This is a genomic window from Paenibacillus sp. GCM10027630, from assembly GCF_042676305.1.
In the GTDB taxonomy this organism is placed as follows: domain Bacteria; phylum Bacillota; class Bacilli; order Paenibacillales; family NBRC-103111; genus Paenibacillus_S.
In genome coordinates, this window is the sequence record NZ_JBHTGY010000085.1 from 1 (window position 1) to 24544 (window position 24544).

At 44.9% G+C, this 24544-nt stretch carries 23 protein-coding genes and 1 riboswitch; of the genes, 6 read left to right on the plus strand and 17 right to left on the minus strand.

Annotated features, from left to right (window positions below):
• Positions 1-281: 281 nt before the first annotated feature.
• The 7 genes from ACFQ0C_RS32700 to ACFQ0C_RS32730 form a co-directional block, all read right to left on the minus strand.
• Positions 282-971 (minus strand): response regulator transcription factor, encoded by a 690-nt coding sequence (locus ACFQ0C_RS32700; protein ID WP_379373184.1) that lies wholly within the window; start codon positions 969-971, stop codon positions 282-284.
• Positions 968-2461 carry a sensor histidine kinase gene (locus ACFQ0C_RS32705; RefSeq protein WP_379373186.1) on the minus strand — a complete coding sequence of 498 codons (1494 nt, stop codon included), beginning with the start codon at positions 2459-2461 and terminating at the stop codon, positions 968-970. The genes ACFQ0C_RS32700 and ACFQ0C_RS32705 overlap by 4 nt, the downstream gene beginning before the upstream one ends.
• A gap of 31 nt (positions 2462-2492) precedes the next feature.
• Complete coding sequence (locus ACFQ0C_RS32710) at positions 2493-3245, minus strand: ABC transporter permease (protein ID WP_379373188.1); 753 nt, start codon at positions 3243-3245, stop codon at positions 2493-2495.
• Positions 3238-3984 carry an ABC transporter ATP-binding protein gene (locus ACFQ0C_RS32715; protein WP_379373190.1) on the minus strand — a complete coding sequence of 249 codons (747 nt, stop codon included), beginning with the start codon at positions 3982-3984 and terminating at the stop codon, positions 3238-3240. The genes ACFQ0C_RS32710 and ACFQ0C_RS32715 overlap by 8 nt, the downstream gene beginning before the upstream one ends.
• A 76-nt stretch (positions 3985-4060) precedes the next feature.
• A complete protein-coding gene (locus ACFQ0C_RS32720) occupies positions 4061-5005 on the minus strand; it encodes a hypothetical protein (RefSeq protein ID WP_379373192.1) in 945 nt (314 codons plus the stop codon).
• Between the two features lie 706 nt (positions 5006-5711).
• On the minus strand, positions 5712-6632 hold the full coding sequence (locus ACFQ0C_RS32725) for an MBL fold metallo-hydrolase (RefSeq protein WP_379373194.1): 921 nt from the start codon (positions 6630-6632) through the stop codon (positions 5712-5714).
• 145 nt (positions 6633-6777) lie between these two features.
• Positions 6778-7659, minus strand: a complete 882-nt coding sequence (locus ACFQ0C_RS32730) for a LysR family transcriptional regulator (protein ID WP_379373196.1) — start codon at positions 7657-7659, stop codon at positions 6778-6780.
• A gap of 118 nt (positions 7660-7777) precedes the next feature.
• Here ACFQ0C_RS32730 and ACFQ0C_RS32735 point away from each other — a divergent pair, with 118 nt between their 5' ends.
• A complete protein-coding gene (locus ACFQ0C_RS32735; RefSeq protein WP_379373198.1) occupies positions 7778-8248 on the plus strand; it encodes an HPP family protein in 471 nt (156 codons plus the stop codon).
• A 129-nt stretch (positions 8249-8377) separates the two neighbouring features.
• Positions 8378-8614: a hypothetical protein gene (locus tag ACFQ0C_RS32740; RefSeq protein ID WP_379373200.1), complete on the plus strand. Its 237-nt coding sequence runs from the start codon at positions 8378-8380 to the stop codon at positions 8612-8614.
• Here ACFQ0C_RS32740 and ACFQ0C_RS32745 read toward each other — a convergent pair.
• From ACFQ0C_RS32745 to glgB, 5 genes are all read right to left on the minus strand, one after another.
• Positions 8590-9435 (minus strand): HAD hydrolase family protein, encoded by an 846-nt coding sequence (locus ACFQ0C_RS32745; RefSeq protein WP_379373202.1) that lies wholly within the window; start codon positions 9433-9435, stop codon positions 8590-8592. The genes ACFQ0C_RS32740 and ACFQ0C_RS32745 overlap by 25 nt on opposite strands.
• 117 nt (positions 9436-9552) lie before the next feature.
• On the minus strand, positions 9553-10977 hold the full coding sequence (glgA, locus tag ACFQ0C_RS32750; RefSeq protein WP_258216097.1) for a glycogen synthase GlgA: 1425 nt from the start codon (positions 10975-10977) through the stop codon (positions 9553-9555).
• 246 nt (positions 10978-11223) lie between these two features.
• Positions 11224-12324 carry a glucose-1-phosphate adenylyltransferase subunit GlgD gene (gene glgD / locus ACFQ0C_RS32755; RefSeq protein WP_379373235.1) on the minus strand — a complete coding sequence of 367 codons (1101 nt, stop codon included), beginning with the start codon at positions 12322-12324 and terminating at the stop codon, positions 11224-11226.
• A 15-nt stretch (positions 12325-12339) separates the two neighbouring features.
• Entirely contained in the window at positions 12340-13500 is a 1161-nt protein-coding gene (locus tag ACFQ0C_RS32760) for a glucose-1-phosphate adenylyltransferase (RefSeq protein WP_258216095.1), read from the minus strand.
• 5 nt (positions 13501-13505) lie between these two features.
• A complete protein-coding gene (gene glgB, locus ACFQ0C_RS32765; RefSeq protein ID WP_379373205.1) occupies positions 13506-15437 on the minus strand; it encodes a 1,4-alpha-glucan branching protein GlgB in 1932 nt (643 codons plus the stop codon).
• Positions 15438-15686: 249 nt separating this feature from the next.
• Here glgB and ACFQ0C_RS32770 point away from each other — a divergent pair, with 249 nt between their 5' ends.
• The 3 genes from ACFQ0C_RS32770 to ACFQ0C_RS32780 all read left to right on the plus strand — a co-directional run bounded on the left by ACFQ0C_RS32770 (position 15687) and on the right by ACFQ0C_RS32780 (position 18567).
• Complete coding sequence (locus tag ACFQ0C_RS32770) at positions 15687-16805, plus strand: peptidylprolyl isomerase (RefSeq protein ID WP_379373207.1); 1119 nt, start codon at positions 15687-15689, stop codon at positions 16803-16805.
• Positions 16806-17001: 196 nt separating this feature from the next.
• On the plus strand, positions 17002-17865 hold the full coding sequence (locus ACFQ0C_RS32775) for a class I SAM-dependent methyltransferase (RefSeq protein ID WP_258216092.1): 864 nt from the start codon (positions 17002-17004) through the stop codon (positions 17863-17865).
• A 3-nt stretch (positions 17866-17868) separates the two neighbouring features.
• Positions 17869-18567, plus strand: a complete 699-nt coding sequence (locus ACFQ0C_RS32780; protein WP_379373209.1) for an RluA family pseudouridine synthase — start codon at positions 17869-17871, stop codon at positions 18565-18567.
• A 38-nt stretch (positions 18568-18605) separates the two neighbouring features.
• On the opposite strand, the gene ACFQ0C_RS32785 is transcribed toward ACFQ0C_RS32780, so the two are convergent.
• The 4 genes from ACFQ0C_RS32785 to ACFQ0C_RS32800 form a co-directional block, all read right to left on the minus strand.
• A complete protein-coding gene (locus tag ACFQ0C_RS32785; protein WP_379373211.1) occupies positions 18606-19358 on the minus strand; it encodes an ABC transporter permease in 753 nt (250 codons plus the stop codon).
• 2 nt (positions 19359-19360) lie between these two features.
• Positions 19361-20107: an ABC transporter ATP-binding protein gene (locus tag ACFQ0C_RS32790; protein WP_379373213.1), complete on the minus strand. Its 747-nt coding sequence runs from the start codon at positions 20105-20107 to the stop codon at positions 19361-19363.
• 129 nt (positions 20108-20236) lie between these two features.
• Positions 20237-21091, minus strand: coding sequence for a bifunctional 5,10-methylenetetrahydrofolate dehydrogenase/5,10-methenyltetrahydrofolate cyclohydrolase (locus ACFQ0C_RS32795; protein WP_379373215.1), 855 nt, complete (start codon positions 21089-21091; stop codon positions 20237-20239).
• A gap of 59 nt (positions 21092-21150) precedes the next feature.
• Positions 21151-21230, minus strand: a riboswitch (ZMP/ZTP riboswitch).
• Between the two features lie 80 nt (positions 21231-21310).
• Complete coding sequence (locus ACFQ0C_RS32800; RefSeq protein WP_258216087.1) at positions 21311-21718, minus strand: MarR family winged helix-turn-helix transcriptional regulator; 408 nt, start codon at positions 21716-21718, stop codon at positions 21311-21313.
• Between the two features lie 214 nt (positions 21719-21932).
• On the opposite strand from ACFQ0C_RS32800, the gene ACFQ0C_RS32805 reads away from it, so the two are divergent.
• Complete coding sequence (locus ACFQ0C_RS32805; protein WP_258216086.1) at positions 21933-22100, plus strand: hypothetical protein; 168 nt, start codon at positions 21933-21935, stop codon at positions 22098-22100.
• Positions 22101-22107: 7 nt separating this feature from the next.
• Here the strand turns inward: ACFQ0C_RS32805 and gyrA are convergent, their stop codons facing one another.
• Positions 22108-24543 (minus strand): DNA gyrase subunit A, encoded by a 2436-nt coding sequence (gene gyrA / locus ACFQ0C_RS32810; RefSeq protein ID WP_379373218.1) that lies wholly within the window; start codon positions 24541-24543, stop codon positions 22108-22110.
• Position 24544: the final 1 nt, after the last annotated feature.

Genomic DNA, 24544 nt, shown 5'->3' on the forward strand with positions numbered 1-24544 from the left:
TCACCACTTTCCAAATTATTTACTATATTATATCAAATTAACGCGGTGAATTGGTGAATTATATTAAAGAAAAAAAAGACTGCCGAGACTTTCTCGACAGCCTGATAATTTCCATCTATTTCCTTCCGTAGCGACCCCGACAAATCAAAGACGCTTCCATTTCCGCTTACATGTTGGTTTTGGAGGCGTCTTTGTACATAGTTTGGGACTGATTCATTCACTGATACTCTTCTGGGACAGCCTCTTTGAATTTCATAGTTCTATTTCCTTTAGTCCCAAGCTTAGACCTTAAACCTGTAGCCCGCTCCCCACACCGTTTCGATATATTGGGGATTGGAGGGATCGGCCTCTACCTTTTCCCTTACTTTGCGGATATGAACCGTAACGGTGGCAATGTCCCCCATTGATTCCATACCCCATAGCTGTTCAAACAAGTGGTCCTTGCTAAATACACGGTTAGGATTGACCGCCAAGAAAGCAAGAAGATCAAATTCTTTAGTAGTAAATACGACCTCCTTGTCATTAACATATACGCGCCGCGAGGTTTTATCGATCATCAATCCGCGAATACGGATTTCTTCGTTCGCACTCTCCCGCTTCCCCATTAATCTTTCGTAGCGGTTCAAGTGGGCCTTAACTCTGGCCACCAGTTCACCCGGACTGAACGGCTTAATAATATAATCATCGGCACCGAGACCTAATCCGCGGATTTTATCGATGTCCTCCTTCTTAGCCGATACCATCAGTATCGGTGTATCTTGCTCGCTGCGAATTTTCCGGCAAATTTCAAAGCCGTCCACTTTGGGAAGCATAACATCCAGCAGAATCAGATCATAGCTTTCTTGCAGCGCTCTCTGTAAGCCGGTATCGCCGCGGTTTTCAATATCCACCCGAAAGCCTTCGATTTCCAAGTAATCACGTTCTAGCTCGGCTATACTCAATTCATCCTCAATAATCAAAATTCGCTTCAACGTTTTTCCTGCCCCCTTTCCATACTCATTGTTTCTACCGCAGGTAAAGTAATCGAAATACGAGTACCTTCCCCCTCCACACTTTCCGCTAAAATAGCTCCTCCATGCTCCATAATAATTTGTTTGGCAATAGCAAGCCCTAGACCGCTTCCCCCTGTCAGGGAATTACGGGATAGATCCGCCCGGTAAAATCGGTCAAACACATAGGGCAGTGCATCCTGAGGTATTCCCTGTCCGTTATCTTCTATTTCAATGATAATTTGCTTCTCTCGTCCGATCAGTCCAACGCGGATTGCTTTATACTCTTTATCAGCGTATTTCACCGCATTTTCCCATATATTAGTAAGTACCCGCTTCAGCTTTTCCCGATCTGCACTTACCTTTACCCCACGGTTTGCAGCTCCAAGATCAAGCGAAAACGAGAAGCCCTTTTTTTCCATGTCAAATTGCGCTTCTTCCATCAAATCTTCGAGATAAGGAACCAATTCCACCGTTTCAAAATGAAAGGAAAGCTTTTTTAAATCCAGTTTGGAAAATAAAAATAATTCATCAATCATTCGATCCATATCTACAGTCTTCGCATATATGGTTTGTAAATATTTTTCCAGCTTATCCGGTCCTGCCACACCATCCAAAATACCTTCAACATACCCTTTTATCGAAGTAACCGGTGTTTTCAAGTCATGGGAGATGTTGGATAACAGCTCTTTGCGGTTTTCCTCATACTGCAGCTGCAGTTCCACCGATTCCTTCAGCCTATGCCTCATTTGCTCAAAAGCGATACTCAGCTCCCCGATTTCATCGCGTGTATGCACTCCAACCTCTGAATCCAGATTCCCTTCACGTATTTGCTCAGCAGCCTGCTTCAATTTCCTGAGCGGTCTGATTATGCTTCTCGATACCAAATAAGTCAAGACCCCGTTGGTCAGCAATAAAATGAAAAAAAGTGAGCCAATCAGCAGGAAGGAATACTTATGCACGTACTTTTCCACGAAATTTACATCTGTAATGACAAATGCACTGCCCTTGTTGCCATCCGCAAATATAAAATCATGCTGGCGGTACCAATACCAGTTGTCACTTGTTTTTTTCATGTCCTGACTGTCTCCTCCCTTGTTGATGTAAGCAGGCAGTGACTGCAGGATGGAAGAACCGTTCAGACGCTCGGAAACATACGGCAGCTCAGAGCCCTTGCGAATGACCAGCCCCATTTTCACCACTTCCAAAAGATTTTCCAGCTCGCCTGCAACATTCGGATCAAGCAGAGATTCCGGATCTTGGGCAGCTCTGGTTTGTATATCTGCGAACACAGCAGCCTGCTTCTCTATTACATCTTTAATAAAATTACCGTGCCGGAATTCTCCATGATAGACAGATTTCATATCTCCAATAAAAGCCACACCAATAATAAGCGCGGCCAGTATAAATAGCACTAACGGCACAACAAGCATAGCCATGTACGACAGCAGCAGTCTAACCTTGATCGACATATCATTTCCCCTATATAGGCTCTCCGGCCTTCTATATTTCTCTTCTATCGAACATAGCAAATGCCGCCGTAAAACACAAGATGCAAGAAGCGGCTAGATAAGTCGTCGCATTGATGATCTTACTCGCTGGTACCGCTCCATTCAACCATAACTGATGCCAATCCGTATAATAGGTTGGTGAATAAGCCGCATACTGCGGATAAAAGACACCTAACAGCTTTAATGCAGCATATACAAAAACACACACCATCATCGCCCCGCTTGCGCTCCGAAAAAGCTGAGTTAACAGCACAGCTAATACTACAAGAGTGAACATGGGCACAAACGCTACACCATAGGCCTCCAACGCTTGCAGAAGACCGGTCCCCCAACCGCTTTGTGAGTTAAGAAGCAGCCCCGCAAGCAAGGATACGGCACAGCCGACGACAAGACTAACAAGGGAATAGAGCCCGAGCGCAGCTACCTTGGAAGAAAATACGACGAATCTGCTTATGGGCCGCAGCAATGTAAGCTTCAGCGTACGGTCTTGAATTTCTCCTGCAAATAAATCAGCCGCCGCCATAAACGTGAACAAAGGAATAACGAAGCCGGTATAAATATTTAACATGAGAACGGGAAAATCACCCGAAGATACAGCCGCTATCCCAATGCCAGCTTGAAGCTGAGATAGCAGCACAGCTGAAGCTACCGGAAGCAGAACGAGCAAAAGCAACGAGAACAGCAGCTTTTTGCGGGCAGCAAGCTTGCTCCATTCATTTCGTGTCCCTGCAATAAAGCTATGCATACGCCCTTCTCCCCCTTTCCTCTTGAATAGAATTAATAAACAGCTGTTCAAGCGAGCCTTGAGCCTGAACGTTCACCAAATCGGACAACAACCCTTCTTGAATCAATCTCCCTTCATATACAATGCCGATACGTGTACATAGAAGTTCCATCTCTTGAATCATATGACTGGATAGAAAGAATGTCATTCCTTGCTCGCTGGCTAATAGAGCCATCATTTTGCGCATTTCGACCATGCCCTCGATATCCAGGCCGTTCGTCGGTTCATCGAGAATTAGCAGCTCAGGTCTCGACAATAATGCCGCGGCTATCCCAAGCCGTTGCTTCATACCAAGTGAATAACCCGCTACTTTCTCATGCTTATATTTAGCTAATCCGACAAGCTCCAAAACTTCGTCAATTCTGGACTTCCCGAGCTCCGGATAAAGCCTTGACGCCAGCTGCAGGTTTTTGTAACCGCTCATATATTCAAAAGCTTCAGCCGTTTCAATAAGCACTCCCGTCTTTTGCATAGCCTGAGTGTAATGTGTCGTGATGTCATATCCGAATAATCGGGCACTTCCTTGATCCGCTCGGCAGAGGCCAGTAATTATTTTCATGACAGTCGTTTTTCCCGCCCCATTCGGACCGAAAAAGCCATACACCTCTCCGCGTTCGACTTGTAAAGTAATCTGCTCTACCCCGCGCTTATTGCTATATTTTTTAGTAAGTCCGTTTAATTCCACAATAGGCTCCTGCATCTGCCCGCTCCTTCCGAATCATTATTATAGGGATGAAGCAGACGCATCCTTGCGAATGCGCCTGCCGCTTTAACCATTAGTGGTTAAATTTGGACTTATCCCATTGCTTCGCATCGACTGTTTGAACTTGCTTGCCTGTTAGGTCAATGGAATCCGGAGTAGTGGTGTTCAACCCTGTGATGCCAAGGTCGGCGTTAACGATAACTGTATGTGCTGCGCCGGACTCATCTTTACCTGAGATTGTCAACGCGGCTTTTTGTTTCGTAATTGTATTGTTTCCATCCACAGATGCTTGAATATCTACATTAGTAATCGCAACATCCTGTGTCAGCTTAGGCATAGCTTGCTTCAAGCCGCTCAGATCAGCGCCGAACAATTCCTTCTTGCTTGAAGCATCAGACTCATGAGCATTTAGGCTATCGTGAGATGCTTTCTTCACAAGAAATGAGCCTACGGCATTCACTGCGGTTGGAAGCTGACTGCCTGAAAGCGAAATATGAATCTCTTTACCTCCATTAGCAGCGGCTGTTTCCGTTACATACTGCTTAAGATTTCCTACCAACGCGTCAATTAAATTTTCGGCTTCCTTATTAAATTTATCTCCCTGAAGCTCATCCGTTTTCTCTTTTTTATTTTCGCGTCCATGCTGATTGTCTTTAGCATCAAAAACGTTATATACATCGCTTGCACTAGTTTTAATAACCTTTTTGCCGTCAGCCGTTGTATACACATTAACTGATTGATCCGTGCCGCCGCCTTGTACATTTACATTTGCACTGACAGCTTTTGCCGTTTTATCTTTCTTAACGGTTGCGTTCACGTTTAATACTTGTTTACCGTTATCCTGAACGGATACAGCTACCGTATCTGTCATACTTTTGGCTGTCACCGTGTTTTTGATTGCTGCTTTGTAGGTCTCGTAGCCCGAGTTTTCAGCAATTCCTGCATAAGCAGATGTAATCAGAAGAAAAGTGCCTACTGTAACACCTGTTCCAATTAAAGCTAACTTCTTTCGATTCATGAGTCATTCCTCCATTTAATAGATTTAGTAGAAAGCAGTTCACTCTCACAAAACCCATTGTAGCCAACGAATCGAAACTGCCAGTAAATTAACTATTAAACCTGTATTAATAGTTATTAATTTTTTATAAACTAAGCAAAAAGGAAAAGCTCTATTGAATCCTACGTTTGTGCGTGAGGCGGTTTGATAGCCATGAACTCCCCTACAGTTCCATGTGCGATTAGCTTTACTATACTTTTAGCGAATGACCCTAAACAACACGCCGGTACGCATCCACAGAAGTGATGGGCAATGCGGAAGTAATTGTTCCTTTATCACCTGAAAAGTCCAAAAATCAGAGTGATACGGGAACAGCCAGTTCCGTTATTGCTCTGTTTAGTGCATAAATGCTCCAATTCGGCCAACATAACGGAATTCCCACTTCCGCTATCACCCAGATTGGCGGCGGCGGACGGAATAACGGAACTCTCAGTTCCGTACAAAATCCTCCAGTGCTCATCGCCGCTATCCCTATGAAAATCCCCCTTGATCTTTGGGGTGCATTAAAGGGCACCTTACTTTAGTACTGTAATGCACTTAAATTTTCTTATATGTTAAGAGGAGCACTTACAAAGATTATAGAAAAAAGCTCAATCAAACATGCCGCTGCATGCTCAATCAAGCTTTGGGTACCCTTGTTTTTTATAAATTAAAGTAAGACCTGCGGCTAACCAAGATCAAATTCCACAAGATCGCGTGCCATCGTAATTTTCCCGCTATAAATCTCGTTCATGCCTTCTATGTAAGCTGCTTCCGCTTCCTCCGTTTCCTGCGGTGCAGGAATATGATGTGTCAGCACAAGATGCTTCACGTCCGCTGCTCTCGCAATCTCAGCCGCTTCCAGCGTTGTTGTATGATATTTTGCCGGATTCGATAGACCTACCGTTTGTTCGGGAAATTTCTCTATCAACGCATCCAGCCACGGCTTATTGTACGATTCATGTATGAGCAGATCTATGCCTTGGCTGTATTTAACCATATTATCCACCGGGATCGTATCGCCTGAGATAACGACAGCTTTACCGTTATATTCAAATTTAAAAGCAATTGCAGGCTTAACCGGTCTATGGTCCACCTCAAAAGCAGTAATTTTTATTCCATCACAGTCATACACGACACCTTCATTGCTCTCAAAATATTCGATATTAGCCCCGACATCCGTCGACTTGTTGTAATTCACTCTCAGATTGACGTCAAAATCAAATGATTCGCGCATCTTCCCGATTATTTCCTTCGTAGTTGTTGGGCCATATACGCTCATCGGGACTTTACGCCCTTCAAAAACGCGCTCTGCGTTAACATGTGTCCGCCAGCTGCTAATAAACACATCGAAAAATCCGGAATTATGATCGCTGTGATGATGTGTAAACAACACATCGGAAATACGCTGCGGCATGACGCCAGCTTGTATCATCCGGTCAACCACACCTGCGCCGCAATCGACTAGAAAGGTTTTATTACCTGCCAGTACGATTGCACCAGATTTAGATCTTCCAACAAAGCTTCGCGGCGTACCTGTGCCTAACAGGATAACCTTTAAGTTTTCGTGATAATCAGGAACGAGCTTTTCCTGGGCTTGTATAAACATCCTCATATCCTCCTCGGGTCTAATGGTCAGTAAACTTGCAGCGTTAACATATTCCCTTAGCTGCTTTGGATACTATTTCATTATTTCAGTTTAAAGACGACAATGCCACTCTGTCAAATCAGAAATATATATAAAACAATCTCACTCAAAACCTGTCGATGATTGTTTGTTTTAGCGCCTTGGCAGCTGCCGTTTCCACCTTGTCTTTCCAGCTTATAATTCCATGGGTCACATAGATATTATTCTTCATCATCACCCTATCAAGCCGACCTGACTGAAGCTCCGATTGGACAGCAATTTTCGGTACTAGAGCAATCCCTTGCCCGCTCATGACTGTCTGCTTGATCATTTCCAGACTTGCATATTCCAGACTCTTGTACGGGTGAACGCCCCACTCCTGCATCATTGCTTCGTGTGCAATGGATTGATAAATGCAGCGGCTGCCAAAGCCAATGACTTTTCTATCTGCTGGTAGTCCGGCATCTCGCACTCGCATGGACAATGCCGGTGCTGCAATGAATATCAGCTCCTCCTCTACAAGCGGATGAAAATCGATATCATCCCTTTCCGGATTCTTCGGAACAATCCCTATATGAATTCGTCGTTCTAATAAAGCCTCCAATGTATCCTTATAAAAGCCTGTCGTCAGCTCCAGCTGAACCTGAGGAAACTGCTCGAAGAAAAGCTCAAATACCGACGGCATGTAGGAAACGCAAAATGACTCCAAAACCTGCAGCTTCACAGTGCCTTTGGCTACTGTATGAGCCTGCAATGCCTCGTTCATCGCTTCTCCTAATTGTAGAAATTGATTCGCATAATGGGAGAGCTCCACTCCGGCTTCCGTTGGCTCTACTCCTCTTGGAAGTCGATTAAACAGCTTTCGTCCGCATACCCGCTCCAGCAGTTGAATATGTGTCGTAAGGGTTGATTGCACATAGCCCAGCTGCTCCGCCGCTTTACTAATACTCTTGTGCTCATATACAGCAGCAAATGATTTAAACCATTTCCCTTCGATCTGATCGAACATTGTACACCTCTCCGGTATTGCAATTTGCAATGTCAAGTATCATATATATCCATAAGTTAAATAGTTAAAGCTATGTTATCATATGGAGCAATGATAAGAAAAGAGGTGTTTATACACTATGAACAGCTACTCACATCCATTAAAAGCACTTCTTCCGAGCCTTGGCGGCTTCACAGCCATTCTACTCTGCAGCGGATTAGGTAGCTTCATGGATTTCAGCTTGATTATGGCTCCGTTTGGGGCAACCTGCGTGCTGATTTTTGCACTGCCGGAAAGTCCTTTATCCCAACCGCGTAATATAATTGGCGGGCATTTACTCAGTACTTTAGTAGGCCTTATTTGTTTGACTTTGTTTGGAACACACACCTGGAGTATCGCGCTCGCCGTAGGGCTTGCTATCGGCTTCATGCAATGGACTCGAACCCTTCATCCTCCTGCCGGAGCGGACCCATTAGTCGTTATGCTGTCTGCCGCCGCTTGGAAATTCCTGATCACACCTGTACTGATGGGTGCCGTGCTAATTGTGGCGATTGCCTACTTCTATCATAAAATCGCCCGAACCTCGAGCTATCCCAGACAATGGTGGTAAGAACCGATACTCTTTTCCCTAAACTATTTCCATCGTTTCAGTAATAATATCGATTTACCCGCATATACTTAATCTCGCGTCCAACTAAATAGGGCAACCCTGATGACAGAGAAGGAACGGTGATTACATATGTGGGAAAGTATATTAAAAAAAGAACAATGGGAAATAGAAGTGAATCCGGATCACAAATCCATTCGATTCCATATTTCCAAAAATCATGGTCAAGAGAATGAGGATGGTCAAATTTCACTGCAATTGGATCAAGCCGATTTATTTGAGCTGATGCACTCTTTATTGTCAATCAATCGCTCCTTTAATAACGAAACGATGTACTACGATGATCAAGAAATTATGGACCCGGCTTGAAGCAAGTACTTGGCCACTCCGTCTTCCCTATTGGATTCAATTACAAGGTCTGCCGCCTCTATTAGCTTTTGCTGAGCGTTGCCGACAGCGACCTTGGTACCAGCCGCTTCGAGTAATCCGAGATCATTCAAATTATCTCCGAAGGCAATAACTTCTTCTGGCTCACAACCTACACTTTTAGCCCAGAGATATAATCCATCTTTTTTATTAGCGTTCGGGTGGCTTATTTCCAGAAAATAATGATCCGCTATATAAGCATCCGGCATGAAATGAATGTGCACCCTGCCTGCATATTTGCAACTGACTGCTTCCAACCAGGGAAGAAGCTCCTCACGATGACCAATATACGTTAGAATCAGCGTATGTGTAGTATCCGGACAGTTAAGCTTGGGCAATTCACGGAACCTTTTATCGCCTGGACGGCTAGCCGCAAACTGTTGATACCCGCTATGCATCAACGGTTCATGAAATACACGTTCATTATCATACTCATCCAGCGCAAACAATAGCGGGCAATGCCCGAAGGAGCGTCCCAATTCCAGCAGCTCATTCGTCAAATCACTATCCAAAAAGGCCCCTCCAAGCTGCTTTTTTAACACCGGGTCGTACAACACCGCTCCATTATACAATACCAATGGATGCTTCCAGGGAATCGATCCTGCCACTGCCTGAGAGCTTGTGTAGCTTCTGGCCGTAGCATAGCTCAATACATGCCCTTCTTTTAATAATTGCGTTATAACATCCTTAGTGAATATAGACACAGTTGCATCTGGAAGCAGCAGTGTTCCATCCAAATCAGTTAGTGCATACATCTTTCTCATCTGATTGCAAAACTCCTTTCACATAAACCGCTATATGTAAAAATTCCTTTCGTTCAAAAAAGATAGACAAAACCAACGCCTCACGAGACGTTGGTTTGTTTGCCATTTCAATTAAAATTACTGTAATTTGGAATATAAAGCCGCATATTGCTGTGCAGATTTACGCCAGCTGAAATCCTTCTTCTTAATGTTGGCCCATATGGTTTTCCAAGCTTCCGGGTCATTATACAGCTTTACTGCCCGTTCAACTGTATATAGCATGTCGTGTGCGTTGTAGTGAGTAAAGCTGAAGCCTGTTCCTTCCCCTGTCGATTCATTAAAGGAAGTCACCGTATCTTTAAGTCCTCCCGTTTCACGCACAATCGGTATGGACCGGTAGCGCATTGCAATTAGTTGTCCGATACCGCAAGGTTCGAATTCCGAAGGCATTAAGAAAAGATCAGAGCTGGCATAAATTTGCCGCGCCAATGGTTCATTGAAAGTAATATTAGCGGAGAGCTTGTCCGGATATCTGTCGGCGGCCCAGCGGAATAATTGCTCATACCGATGATCACCAGTTCCGAGAATGACCCATTGCGCTTCTAGCGACAATAAGTTTTCAATGACTCGGTCTACCAAGGATAGCCCTTTCTGATCAACCAGACGCGTCACCAATGCAATTAAAGGGATATCCTTGTTCACGGGTAGACCAAGACGTTCCTGCAGCTTCAGCTTGTTTTGCTGCTTCTTTACAACGGAATCTCGGTAATTGACCTCCAAGCGCGGATCGGTCATTGGGTCGAACTCTTCATAATCGATACCGTTTACGATACCGTACAGCCGATGCTGTTGGCTGCGAAGAAGGCCATCCAGGTATTCCCCGAAATAAGGAGTTTGTATCTCCTGCGCATAAGTCGGACTCACGGTTGTGATAATATCGGAATACAGAAGCCCGCCTTTCATGAAGCTCGCCCCTCCGAATAGCTCCAGCGCATAACCTCCCAAATGCTCATCGCCTAACGCAAAATAATCTTTGAATTGTTCCTTGCCAAAGACCCCTTGATATTTCAAATTATGCACGGTCATAACGGTTTTAATATTCTCGTATTGCTTCTGCCAGCTGAAATGCGCTCGATAAAGCACAGGAATCATTCCCGCCTGCCAGTCATGACAATGAATGACATCCGGTATAAATTCAATATGAGGAAGAGCGTCCAGCACTGCACGGCAAAAGAAAGCAAAACGTTCTGCATCATCACCGTAACCATAGCAGCCTCTTCTGCGGTAATACGTTTCATTATCGACAAAATAAAAAGTGATGCCTTCATGAACAAGCTTTAAAATACCGCAGTACAGCTGTCTCCAGCCCATCTGCAGCGTAAAGGTGGCGACGGTTTCCATCTGCTGCGTAAATTGTGCCGGTATGTCCTCATACTTGGGGAGTATAACTCTTACATCCAGTCCTTGCTTGACCAGTTCCTTCGGTAAAGATCCGATAACATCTGCCAAGCCTCCTGTTTTCGCAAAAGGTACTGCTTCCGATGCGGCAAATAACACTTTCATGGCTTCCTACCACTCCTTTTATATTTATGCTTGCTTGGGTAATTTTTTTGAATGTGCTCCTATTTGCCGATAGGCGAAACGATTGGAAGATGACTTCGAGGCGAGTTTTTTCCGGACTTATTACCCTAAAATAAATTCAATAAAAGTCCGGAAAACGTGTTTGAAGCTACGAAGTCACTTCCTATCGTGCAGCCGCTACAGGCAAATAATGCTCTTCAAATCTATTTCCCAATCAAGCTGGTTCCCTTAGATAACCTTGGTTTTGGAAGCAATAAATGGCGCTTGCTTGTCGCCTGTGAGTACTCGGCCTCTGCTAATGAATACATCCTTATCCAGTATGGCGTTCTCTATGATAACATTTTCTTCGATCTCGCAGTTTTGAAGGATGATACTGTTCTTCACATAAGCACCCTTGCGAATTTTAACGCCGCGGAACAAAATACTGTTTTCCACCTTGCCCTCGATTATGCAGCCATTAGCGATCAAAGCATTGCGGGCGCTGGAGTTTTCCACATATTTAGCCGGAGGCTCGTCTTTAACTTTGGTGAAAATAAGATTTTTTTGAAAAAACAACTCGCGCCATACTTTAGGATTTAACAGCTGCATGCTGTGTTTATAATAGCTTTGAATCGTATTTACGATGCCTGCATGTCCTTCATGAAGATAACCATATACGCTCAGCTTATCAATATTTTTCATAATTCCGTCACGCACGAGATGATCGTATCCTTGCGCTAAGCAGGACTCCACCATGTCTAGCAGAAGCTCCTTGCTCATGACATACATTTCCATTGAAATGTTATCCGTCCGCAGGCGCCCCGACTGGTCTTCCATTACAGTAACTTGACCGCTGTCTTTAACGGCCAAACGGCGGTATTTGGCAAACTCTTCATCGTCTGCATGCTTGTACACAACCGTGATGTCGGCATTTTTCTCCAAGTGATAATCCAGCACAGCATTGAAATCGATATTGCATACGATATGACTGCGGGAAATGACCACATACTCCTCACGAGCCCGATAAAAGTAATCACGATGACTGTAAAATTGGAATAAATCTCCTCGTGACATTCCCGTTGTTTCCTGCAGGATTGCTGGCAATATAAACATCCCGCCGCGCTTACGATCCAAATCCCATTCCTTGCCTGAGCCAAGATGATCCATGAGCGAACGGTACTTATGTTGAGTGAAGACGGCAACATTCTCAAATCCGGAGTTAACCATATTGGAAAGCGTAAAATCAATTAACCGGTATCTTGCGCCGAACGGTACAGATGCTACACAACGTGAATAGGTAAGTTCTTCCAAATCATCAGGTTCATTTACCAGATTTATAACGCCCATCATACGCTTCATTTGATCTCACCCTTTCAAGTTGGCCGAGGTTGCCGGACTGATATGCTCATTACCACCAATTAAAATAATATTTTGCTGCCCAGGCTCGCCGATTACGCTGCCGTCATCAACCACAGTACCTTCGCCGATAATGGATTTATATATTTTTACGTTATTCCCGATTCTTACATTCGGCATAATAACGGAATCTTTGATCAAGCTTCCTTCTCCAACCTCTACACCGTAGAACAACACGGAATGGTCCACTTCGCCCAATACACTGCAGCCCTCGTTAACAAGGGAACGGCGGATTTGTGCGGTCGGAGCTATGTATTGTCCAGGTTGGCATGGATTAACCGAATAGATGCGCCATTCTCTATCGTTGAGATTGAAATCAGGCTCGTTTTCCAGCAAATCCATATTGGCTTCCCACAGGCTTTCAATCGTGCCGACATCTTTCCAATAGCCTTGAAACGGGTAGGCCATCATCTTCTTATTTTCACTGAGCATTAACGGAATGATATCTTTACCGAAATCTTTGCTTGACTCCGGATTATCTTCATCTTTTGTTAAATATTCCTTAAGTACCTTCCAATTGAAAATGTAGATACCCATGGAAGCCAAATTGCTTTTGGGTTCCTTCGGTTTCTCCGCGAACTCCGTAATTCTTTCCTCATCATCCGTACTCATAATTCCAAAGCGGCTCGCTTCCTCCCATTTGACCCCAATTACAGCAATCGTCGCATCTGCGCCTCTGCTCTTGTGGAAGTCTAGCATGAGATCATAATCCATCTTATAGATATGGTCACCGGAAATTACAAGCACGTACTCTGGATCATACTGCTCTATGAAGGAAACGTTACGGAAAATCGCATTAGCCGTACCGCTGTACCAGTCTCCGCCTTTTTGTTCCATATAGGGTGGAAGTACAGTAACACCGCCATTCTTGCGATCGAGATCCCAAGGCGCTCCTATGCCAATATACGTATTTAACACCAGCGGCTGGTATTGAGTTAGTACTCCTACGGTATCGATACCGGAATTCGTGCAATTACTGAGGGTAAAATCAATAATCCGGTATTTTCCGCCAAAATGTACAGCCGGCTTCGCCAGCTTATTCGTCAAAACTCCCAATCGCCTGCCTTCTCCTCCTGCAAGCAGCATAGCCACACATTCCTTTTTGCGCATCGGCACTAACCCCTTCCTATTCTTTTAGTGTGTATAAGATGTTGGATCTTGACAGGCTTTAACACAATGGTTGCAAGCGGAGGAATCGTTAGCTGCAAACTATACGGTTGATAATGCCAAGAAACGGTTTGTGTCTTCAATTTTCCATTATTGAACTGATTAGAGCCGCCATATTGAGGCATATCGCTGTTAAAGCACTCTATATATTCACCGTCAAATGGGACGCCTATCCGATACTGACTGTGTGTGACAGGGGTAAAATTACATAATATTATCAAAAAATCTTCAGGATCCTTGGACTTTCTCATAAATGTAACAATACTCTGATTGTTATCGTGGGGATCGATCCATGAAAAGCCTTCAGACTGATGATCCAGCTCCCATAGCGATTTCTCTTGTAAATAGAAGTGATTTAAATCCCGGACATACTGATGCATCGTTCGGTGGCTATCATACTCCAGCATCTCCCAATCGAGATCCTCCAGATCCTTCCATTCATCAAACTGGCCGAACTCACTGCCCATGAACAGCAGCTTCTTACCCGGATGGGCCATCATATAACCGTATAGAGCACGTAAATTTGCGAACTTCTGCCAATAATCCCCCGGCATTTTGTTGAGCAGCGATTTCTTGCCATGCACAACTTCATCGTGAGATAGGGGCAGTACATAATTTTCGGAGAAGGTGTACATGAATGAAAATGTCAATAAATTGTGGCTGCCGCGCCTGAAATACGGATCCAGCTCCATATACTTCAGCATATCGTTCATCCAGCCCATATTCCATTTGTAGTTAAAGCCAAGCCCACCTGCGTACACCGGTGAAGTAACCATTGGCCAATCCGTTGAATCCTCCGCCATCATCAAAGCATGAGGATAATGGGCAAACACCGTATGGTTCAGCTTCTTAATGAAGGCTATCGCCTCAGGGTTCTCGTCCCCTCCATGCGCATTCTTGATCCACTGATCCTGCGGCTTCCCGAAATTCAAGTAAAGTAGGCTTGCAACTGCATCGACCCGAAGTCCATCAATATGATACATTTCCATCCAAAACAATGCATTAGAAATTAGAAAGCTGATGACTTCAGGCTTGGAAAAATCAAAGGCGAGCGTTCCCCACTCCGGCTTCTCTGCATGCCGAGGGTCCTTATGCTCATATAAAGGCTGCCCGTCGAATTGCCTTAAACCATGATCATCTTTCACAAAATGGCCTGGAACCCAATCCATTATTACCGCAATTCCAGCCTGATGGCAGCGGTCCACAAAGTACATAAAGTCCTTCGGTGTACCAAAGCGGCTCGTTACAGAATAGTAGCCTGTAGCCTGGTAGCCCCATGACCGATCATACGGATGCTCCGCAAGGGGCAGCAGCTCTACGTGGGTATAACCCATGCCTGCTACATAATCGACCAATTCATCAGCGAGCTCGCGGTATGTATAATACTCACCATCGGGTTTCTTTTTCCAGGTTCCCATGTGTATTTCGTAGATGTTCATCGGCCTGTTGTAGGAGGAATTGGTGCTTTTGCTTCCTTCCCATTCCTGATCATTCCATTCGTAGCCTTCGAGCGCATACACTCGTGAGGCAGTCCCCGGCTTCAATTCCGAGTAAAATGCATAAGGATCTGCCTTCAAAACCAGAGTTCCATGCTGTGTGATAATTTCGTACTTGTAATAATCGCCTTCCCGCACATTAGGAATAAACAAACTCCATACACCCCAAGTGCTCGCCCTGCTCATTGCATATCCGCTGCCATCCCAGTTGTTAAAATCACCAATAACCCGTACTTCCCTTGCGTGCGGCGCCCAAACAGCAAACCGAACCCCCAAGGTGTCTTCAAGTTTCGCAAAGTGTGCTCCTAGCACCCGGTAGCTTTTAAACAAGCTGCCCTCGTGAAACAAGAATAGATCTTCCGGACCGGGGAATAAATCCATCATAAAGTCATCCATCCCCTTATTGTTTAATTTTTCTGTTTCTTTAAGACAAATACTACATCAGCTTCCAAAATCCTCTCTTTTGACTAAATATACTTTTTCTTATTAATCGACATCCGGCAGCTGGCCTAATATCCTTTTAACCAAAAAAAGCAGGAATTTGTCGATTGAAGAGGAATATGTATTTAGTGTGCTTTTTATACCGTATAACCACAGAGCACACTGGAGAAAAGAAAGGTGGATAAATAAGATATGAATGATAAGTTTAAAGGACTCGTTCTGGGCTTGTCGATTGGTGTTATGATGACAGGGTCGATAGCATATGCCAGCGGGACACAAATTGAAGTATATTTTAAAAACATCAAATATATGTTTGATGGTCAACAGAAAAAACCGGCGGATGATAGCTTTATCTATAACGGTACCACTTATGTTCCGCTACGCTTTGTAAGCGAAGCACTGGGTAAGGAAGTAACTTGGGACGGCGACAATGAAACCATTTATGTAGGTCGCAAAATCGATTTAAGCAGTATCGTTGCCGTTTATAAAGACGGGCAGGTTACACTTGGCGATTTTGAGAAGTATATGAATATTATTAGTCTGCTTAATCAACAGGATATATCGGCGAATGCTGATATTAACTATAAGACTTCCCTGCTTAAACAATTTGTTGCAAGCAAGATTTTGTACGGCCGAATGACCAGTGAGGATAAAGAATTGCTTCCTAAGGCTGTAACCAAGCAGCTCAACAGCTTAAAGGGATATATTGAAGAACTTAGCGGCGACCAGGGCTCAGCAGCCTTTCTAGCCAAATTAAACCTGACTGAAGAGGATCTGCGCGATTATCTTGATAATGTGATTGGTTCGCAGAAAGCTTTGGCGGTTCCTGCCAAGGTTATGTACGATAAGGAAGTAAGCAACAACAACACGGACTATATAGCGGCCTCTGTCAGCCACATCCTAATCAATTTCAGAGATGAACAAGGTGCAACACGTCCTGCAGAAGAAGTCGACAAAAAAGTGAAGGAAGTACAGGAAAAGCTCAAGGGCGGTGCTGATTTTGCCGCTGTAGCCAGAGAGTACTCAGAGGATGAGGGCTCCAAGTCAAATGGCGGTTATTACGAAAATGCTGCTGTAAGCGAATGGGTCCCTGAATTTAAGAAGGCAGCGATTGAATTGCCGGTAAAAACGATTAGCGAGCCCGTTAAAACACAATTCGGCTACCATATCATGCGCGTAGAATCACGTGGCTACACTCCTTATGTACAAGCCCCGGACAGCATCAAAAAGAGACTGATCAACTCAAGCTTCCAGCAGTTCTCCACAAATGAGCTGCCAGGACTTATCGAGAGCATTGATCTAACTAAATAATATGGATCTACTAAGAGGCTGGAGGCGACTCCAGTCTTTTTGCATTAAGATTATTGTAAAATACTATCTAGTATAGACAAAAATGAAGTTTCCTTTGCAAATTTGTTTACTCCTTTTTTCTCGATATAAATTCGTGTACAATAGATAGGATTGTCAAGAATGGATTTTCGGAAAATGATAGAAAGAAGGTAACGTCATGTTTGCAGCACACGATTGGAAGGATTACGAGGTTATTGATACTGGCGAAGGAGAAAAGCTGGAGCGCTGGGGTGACATCATATTGCGCAGACCGGATCCACAGATCATTTGGCCGCTAGCCAAAGAGAGCGGATTGTGGAAAAATCCAGATGCCCATTACCATAGGAGCTCCAGCGGCGGCGGAGAATGGGACTATAAGAAGCAAATCCCGGAACGCTGGACCATCGCCTACGATAAATTATCATTTCATATTAAGCCAACCAGCTTCAAGCATACAGGATTATTCCCTGAGCAAGCAGCTAACTGGAAATGGATGATTGATAAAATTCAAGGAGCGGGACGCAAGATCCGTGTCCTGAATCTATTTGCTTATACAGGTGGAGCTTCTGTCGCCTGCGCCTATGCCGGAGCCGAGGTTTGTCATGTGGACGCATCCAAAGGAGTCGTGCAATGGGCCAAGGAGAATGTTCAATTATCCGGTCTGGGAGACCGTCCGGTGAGATTTATTACAGATGATGTATTTAAGTTCGTACAACGAGAGCAGCGCCGGGGAAGCCAGTACGATGCTATCATTATGGACCCTCCCTCTTACGGCCGCGGACCAAACGGAGAAACCTGGAAGCTTGAAACGAACCTGTTTCCATTTGTAGAATCATGTATGCAAATCATGTCGGACCGTCCGTTGTTTTTCCTTATTAACTCGTATACGACCGGCATTTCCGCGACGGTTTTGAAAAACATTTTGGCTTTGTCGCTTGGCAACAAATATGGCGGCAATATAACCTGCGGAGAAATCGGGCTGCCGATTACGGCTTCGAAGCTGATGCTGCCCTGCGGCATCCTGGGCCGCTGGGAGGCGTAGCCAATGGCTCAAGCCGCTCTTCCCTCCATCCCAGTTCTATACGAGGACAATCATGTCATAGTGATCGTCAAACCGGTGAACGTGCCGACACAGGAGGACGATTCCCACGATCCTGATCTTCTTACCATGATCAAGCAGGATCTCAAGCATCGGCATAACAAGCCGGGCAACGTATACTTGGGGCTGGTACACCGGTTAGATCGGCCTGTCGGCGGCGTCATGGTGTTCGCCAAAACCTCGAAGGCCGCATCCCGGCTCTCTGATGCGGTTAGGACACGTACGATCCGCAAGCATTATACAGCGGTCATCAACGGAAAGCCTAAACAGCCATTCGGTACGTTGACCCATTATTTGCTTAAGGATACTAAAACCAATATGGTATCCGCTGTACCTCCCGGCAAACCAGGAGCCAAAGAAGCCATATTGGATTACCGAGTGATAGACCATATGGATGGACTCTCACTCGTCGAGATCGAGCTGCATACCGGCAGATCGCATCAAATCCGTGTCCAATTCGCAACCATTGGCTGTCCCTTGGTCGGAGATCAGCGCTATGGAGCGCATCTAACCAAGCCCGGTCAGCAAATCGCTTTATGGTCAACCGAGCTCAGCTTTGAGCATCCGGTTACAAAAGAGACGCTGAGCTTTACCTCAGCGCCTCCTGCAGCATTTCCTTGGATAATGTGGAACGATCGCTTATAAGCGGTCGTTTTTTTATGTTTCATTGAAAGCCGTTGTATTTATACCGTCGAACGCAGCTGCTCATCGCTCGTAAACCACAGCTTATAGCTGATCATACTGAGGACAATACTTGACAACGCCGCTGCTGCAATAATCGTAAATACAATGAGTACCTGGTAACGCACCGCTTCTACCGGATTGGCTCCTGCTACAATCATCCCCGTCATCATTCCTGGCAGCTGCACAAGACCCATTGTCTTCATTCCATCGATAGTTGGGATCATGCTTGCCTTCACAGAGCGTTTTAACGATTCCTGAATAGCCTGACGCATTGTCGCTCCAAGCGAAAGCAAAGTCTCAATCTGCCCCCTCGACGTTTGGATCTCCCGTTTCATTTGGTTCAAATATAAACCGGATACAACCATAGCGTTGCCAATGATAATGCCGCTCACAGGTATGATATATTGAGGAGTCGGATCAATAATACCCAGTGTCAGCAGCAGTCCCATCGTTAGCCCTTCTGTGATCCCTATAGCCAGAATGATCCGCCATCGGATGCCTGCGACTCCTTTTGCCCGATGGCTTGCATTCCAAGCTGCAATAATAATCATGGCACATAAAATAAGGATTAAAAATGCCGGGTGGTTAGCATTAAAAACAAACTGCAGCAAATACCCTACAAGCAATAATTGAACGGCTGAACGAATCGTCCCTATAATAATATCTTTTTCTAAACCCAGCTTCTGCCACATGGACACAAGAATTGTAATAACGATAAAAACAAGAGTAAAGCCTAACGCAAGATTGGACATAATTAATTAGCTTCCTCCCGCGTAATTTGCAAAAACTGGCGGGCAATTTCAGATTCCGGGCTCGTAAAGAAATCAACGGTATCCTTCTGCTCCAGCAATGTTTGCTCTCCCATGAACCAAACGCGATCGCTTGTTAGTCGCGCTTGCTCCAAATCATGTGTTACCCAAATAATCGTGCTTTCTTCTTTTCTTTGCCATTCCATTAACAGCTCTTGAACCGCTATCTTACTATGCAAATCAAGAGAAGCGGTGATTTCATCCAATAGAAGCACTTCCGGCCTTAGCAGCATGGATCGTACCAAAGCTACCCTTTGCTTCTCACCACCGGAAAGATCGGCTGCTTGTTTATTCCAATCCATGCTGCCAAGTCCTACCTTGCCCATCAGTTCTACTGCCAGTTGATTATCAAACGGCTGGTTATGGATAAAGCTTGCTGCTCGCAAATTATCCTCCACACTACCCGATAGCATAACCGATAGCTGAGCCACATAGCTCACCTTCATTCTCCAAGCATGAGGACGCCATATGCTGGAAAGTCGCCCACGATAGCTTACAGTCCCCGCATCTGCTGTATCCAGCCTGCCCAGGATACGCAGCAGCGTGCTTTTCCCTTGCCCGGAGACTCCTAGCACTGCGATTATTGAAGGCTCCTCAATCCTCGCAGTAATCCCTTGAAACAAGGTTTTCGGTTTTTCTTGGAAAATGGATTTCTGTAAGCAATCCAGCTCTAGAATCGCGATCTCGCTCACGGATTCCCCTCCTATAAAAAAGATCCCTATAAATCATCGAGTTCAATTATACCTCACTTTTTAAAGTTTGGCTTATGAAACAACCTCTCTCGCGATTTAAGGCTGCTCCTCATGCTTTTCAGTATACATCTATACTGTAGGAATATGAGTCCTCTCGGCTGCATCAACGGTATGCTTAAGCAGCATTGCGATAGTTACGGGTCCTACACCTGCCGGTACCGGTGTAATCGCACTTGCATTTCGCAAGCATGCATCATAATCCACATCACCGATATTCCCTTTATTGTAACCGGCATCCATGACTACAGCTCCAGGCTTAATCCAGTCGCCTTGCACAAATTTGGGTCTGCCTACTGCTGCAACAACGATATCCGCTGACTTTACGATCTGATCCAGATGCTGCGTTTTGGAATGGCATACCGTTACCGTTGCATTCCGGTTCAACAGCATTAGGGATACAGGTTTACCGAGAATTGGACTTCTCCCGATAACTACAGCATGCTTGCCTTCGATAGAAATGTTATATGCATCTAATATCGCTACAATAGCTGCCGGTGTGCAGGATGGAAAGGCCCCAATTCCAAAAGCCGTCTGAGCGAAACCCAACGTAGTAACTCCATCTACGTCTTTATCGATGCTTATTGTATCGAAGGCTGCTCTTTCGTCAATAGGGGATGGAACCGGATGCTGCAATAAAATGCCATGGACAAGAGGATCATTATTGAGCTGTTGAATAACCTCCAGCAGTTGTGCCGTAGTGGTATCCTTGGCAAGCTGAATCCGCTTCGATACAATCCCAATCCTCTTGCATGCGTTTCCTTTCATTCTCACATAGGTTTCAGAAGCAGGATCATCCCCTACAATAACTGTCGCCAAGCAGGGGGTAACTCCTTTGTCTGCCAGCCGTTCAATCCTTTTAGTCAATTGTGCCTTGATGGTATCCGCTACTTGAGCTCCGTCTAATATAATGCTTTTTGTTGTCATGTTTTCCCAACCCTTCGTCTCGATTAAGAACAGAAAAAGGCAAGGGATATATGCTCCCTTACCTTTGCCCAGGCGTACGGCTCTGTACCCTATGTGCTCCCTCATGGTTCCCCATGCTCCGCCAGTCACACACAGCTTTCTTCGTTAAAAACAATTGTAACCTAATCTGGAAAAATAGCAACCCTCAAAAAATTTCAGCGACTTTTTGAACTCTCACTATTATGCATTCGCTACCTTGCCGAGAAGATAAACCAACAGCTGTTGATTATGTGAAGATATCCGGCTCAAATAGCTTTGCAGAAACCGTTCACGAATTTGCATTCCGCGCTCGCATTCCGCTCTTCCCTTCTCCGAGACCTGCACCCATACGATACGGCGATCCTTCTCATCTCGCTCCCGTGTAACCAGATTCGCCTTTTCCATCCGATCCAATAGTGTAGTAATCGCAGCAGGGGTTGTTGCTAGAAATTCGATAAAATCTGAAGGCTTCATTCGATCCCGGTTCAAAAGCAATTCTAAGACCGTTAACTGCCCTTCAGTTAAGGACGGCGCGAGCTCCGCATCCATATGGGTATGAAGATCCTTGGACAGCTTCCACCATAGCTTAGCAAATTCTTGGGTTACCACAGATTATCACTCCTGTTTTCAACTCCAAAATTTTTCCTCGTTTGTTATTTTTATTATATCACTACCTTTCTTACGTTTAAAGGTTAATATCATAAATACTTTAAGACATTAATCGATAAATAACAGGAACATTAGACTCGTTTCAACATATAATGCAGCATAGGTATTTGACTAGAGGCGGGGCTTGTCAATTCGTGTAAGGAGTGATTGGGAGATGGAAGATTGGAAACAGCTTATCGGGGAACAGGCATTACAATCAGGCATAATAAACGACCCACAATGGCTCGACCGATTGGACGAATCGATGCCGGTATGGGCCGTATTGAAATTATTTTTGGAATTTATTGAAAAACATGAAGCTCATTACAATAGCTACGATTAATTCAACTCTAATCGCTCTTCAACAAATCGGAAATCAGGTCTGGTTTATTAACGGTAACAACCTGTCTACCTGTTGATTTGCGCTGTTCTATCGGCGTTTTCTCTGAAGAAAATGAGATACGTTCACCACTTTGTAGGAATGCGGTAATCAGCAGCTCCTCTTTGACGATGAAGGCTTTCACAAGCTGATTGCCGTTAGGCTTCACGCGCTTGCCATCTCTGAATTCAAAGGTGACAATTCCCTTGCCTCCACGACCCTGAACAGGGTAATCAAGAACAAGCGAACGTTTCGCGTAGCCGAGGTCGGAAACAACAAGCAGTTCGCCTTCCTCCCCTTTGATCCATTCGGCGCTGATGACTTCATCATCATCCTTCAATTGAATACCACGAACACCGGCAGCCGCCCGTCCCATCGGGTTCACTTCCGTTTCCGCAAAGCGAATGGCCATACCTTGCTTGGATACGAGCATGATATCTTGATCGTTGCTGCTTAGACGTACTTCAAATATTGCATCGTTATCCCCGACCTTGCAACCTACAATGCCAATCGATCGGTTGGTGAAATATTCCTTGAGCTCGGTCCGCTTTACCTGTCCGCGTTTGGTAACAAATACGACCGACCGGCCAGGTTCTTCGAAATCCTTCACCGGGATCACATTGACGATCCGGTCATCTTTGGAAATAGGAATAACATTCACAATGGCTGTGCCGTTTTCCTTCCATTTGTACTCCTGAACCTGATGAACCGGCAGCAGATAAAACTGTCCCTTTTGCGTAAAAATGAGCAGATTCTCCAGAGTATTTACTTCCAGAAGGTAGCGTACATAATCGCCATCCTTGAGACCTGTTTTCTCAATTTCCCCGCCTGATCGAATAAAGGACATCTTGCTTGTCCGCTTAATGTATCCTTCATTGGATAAGGTAACATATACATCTTCAGCGCTTACCATAACCTCAAGGTTAACCTTGAGCTCATCCACCTCATCTTGAATGTCAGATCGGCGGTCTACGCCATATTTATTGCGAATTGCTGTCATCTCATCCTTGATAACCGATAGCAGCTTCTTTTCACTGTTCAAGATGGAGTTCAAAAGTGCTATCGTTTTTTGGACATCCTTAAGCTCCTTCTCGATGGAGTGGATTTCCAAATTGGTCAAACGATACAGCTGCAAGGTCAGAATGGCATCGGCTTGACGCTCTGTAAAGCCGAACATAGCAACCAAGTTATTTTGTGCATCCAACCGGTTTTTAGATGCCTTGATCGCTGCTATAACCTCGTCCAAAATGTTTAATGCCTTGGCCAGCCCTTCCAGCACATGCGCCCGATCCTCAGCCTTGTCCAGGTCATAGCGTGTACGATGCGTCACTACTTCCTTCTGATGTTGAATGTAAGCGTGAATAATATCCTGTATGCCCAGCTGCTTAGGAGTTTTATTAACAATAGCAACCATGTTGAAATTATAAGTAACCTGAAGATCGGTTTTTTTCAACAAATAAGCAAGAATACCTTGTGCATCCGCCTCTTTCTTCAGTTCGACAACGATTCGCAAACCTTGACGTCCGCTTTCGTCCCGTACCAAGGCGATGCCTTCAATTTTCTTCTCAATCCGTATATTTTCCATAGCCGTAACTAGACGTGATTTGACGACTTGGTAAGGAATTTCAGAAATGACGATTTGTTGAAGCCCGCCGCGCATATTTTCAATCTCTGTACGAGACCGGACATAAATCCGCCCTTTTCCTGTGCGATAAGCTTCACGAATGCCATCGGAGCCCATAATGATACCGCCGGTCGGGAAATCCGGTCCTTTGACGATCTGCATCAGCTCTTCAAGCTCCATACCTGGCTTGTCGATCATGGCTATACATGCATCGATTACCTCACGAAGGTTATGAGGCGGTATTTCCGTTGCAAAACCGGAGGAGATGCCGCTAACTCCGTTAACCAATAAATTCGGATAACGCGCCGGCAGAACCACAGGCTCCTTGGTCGTATTGTCGAAATTATCCTTAAACAGCACTGTACGTTTTTCAATGTCACGTAGCAGCTCCATAGCAATTTCGGACAACCGCGCCTCGGTATAACGCATTGCTGCAGGAGGATCATCATCTTGTGATCCCCAGTTTCCGTGACCATCGACCAATGTATGCCCCATCTTCCAAGGCTGCGCCATCCGTACCATTCCATCATAGATTGACGAATCTCCGTGAGGATGGTAATTACCCATTACATACCCGACTGTTTTGGCAGACTTGCTGTAAGGCTTATCAGGCGTATTGCCAGCATCGTACATAGCATATAGAATACGACGCTGTACAGGCTTCAAGCCGTCCCGCACATCAGGAATCGCGCGGTCTTGTATAATGTATTTGGAATAGCGGCCGAATCGGTCTCCAACTACTTCCTCCAAAAATGCAGGTAAAAAATTTTCCAATATTGTCACA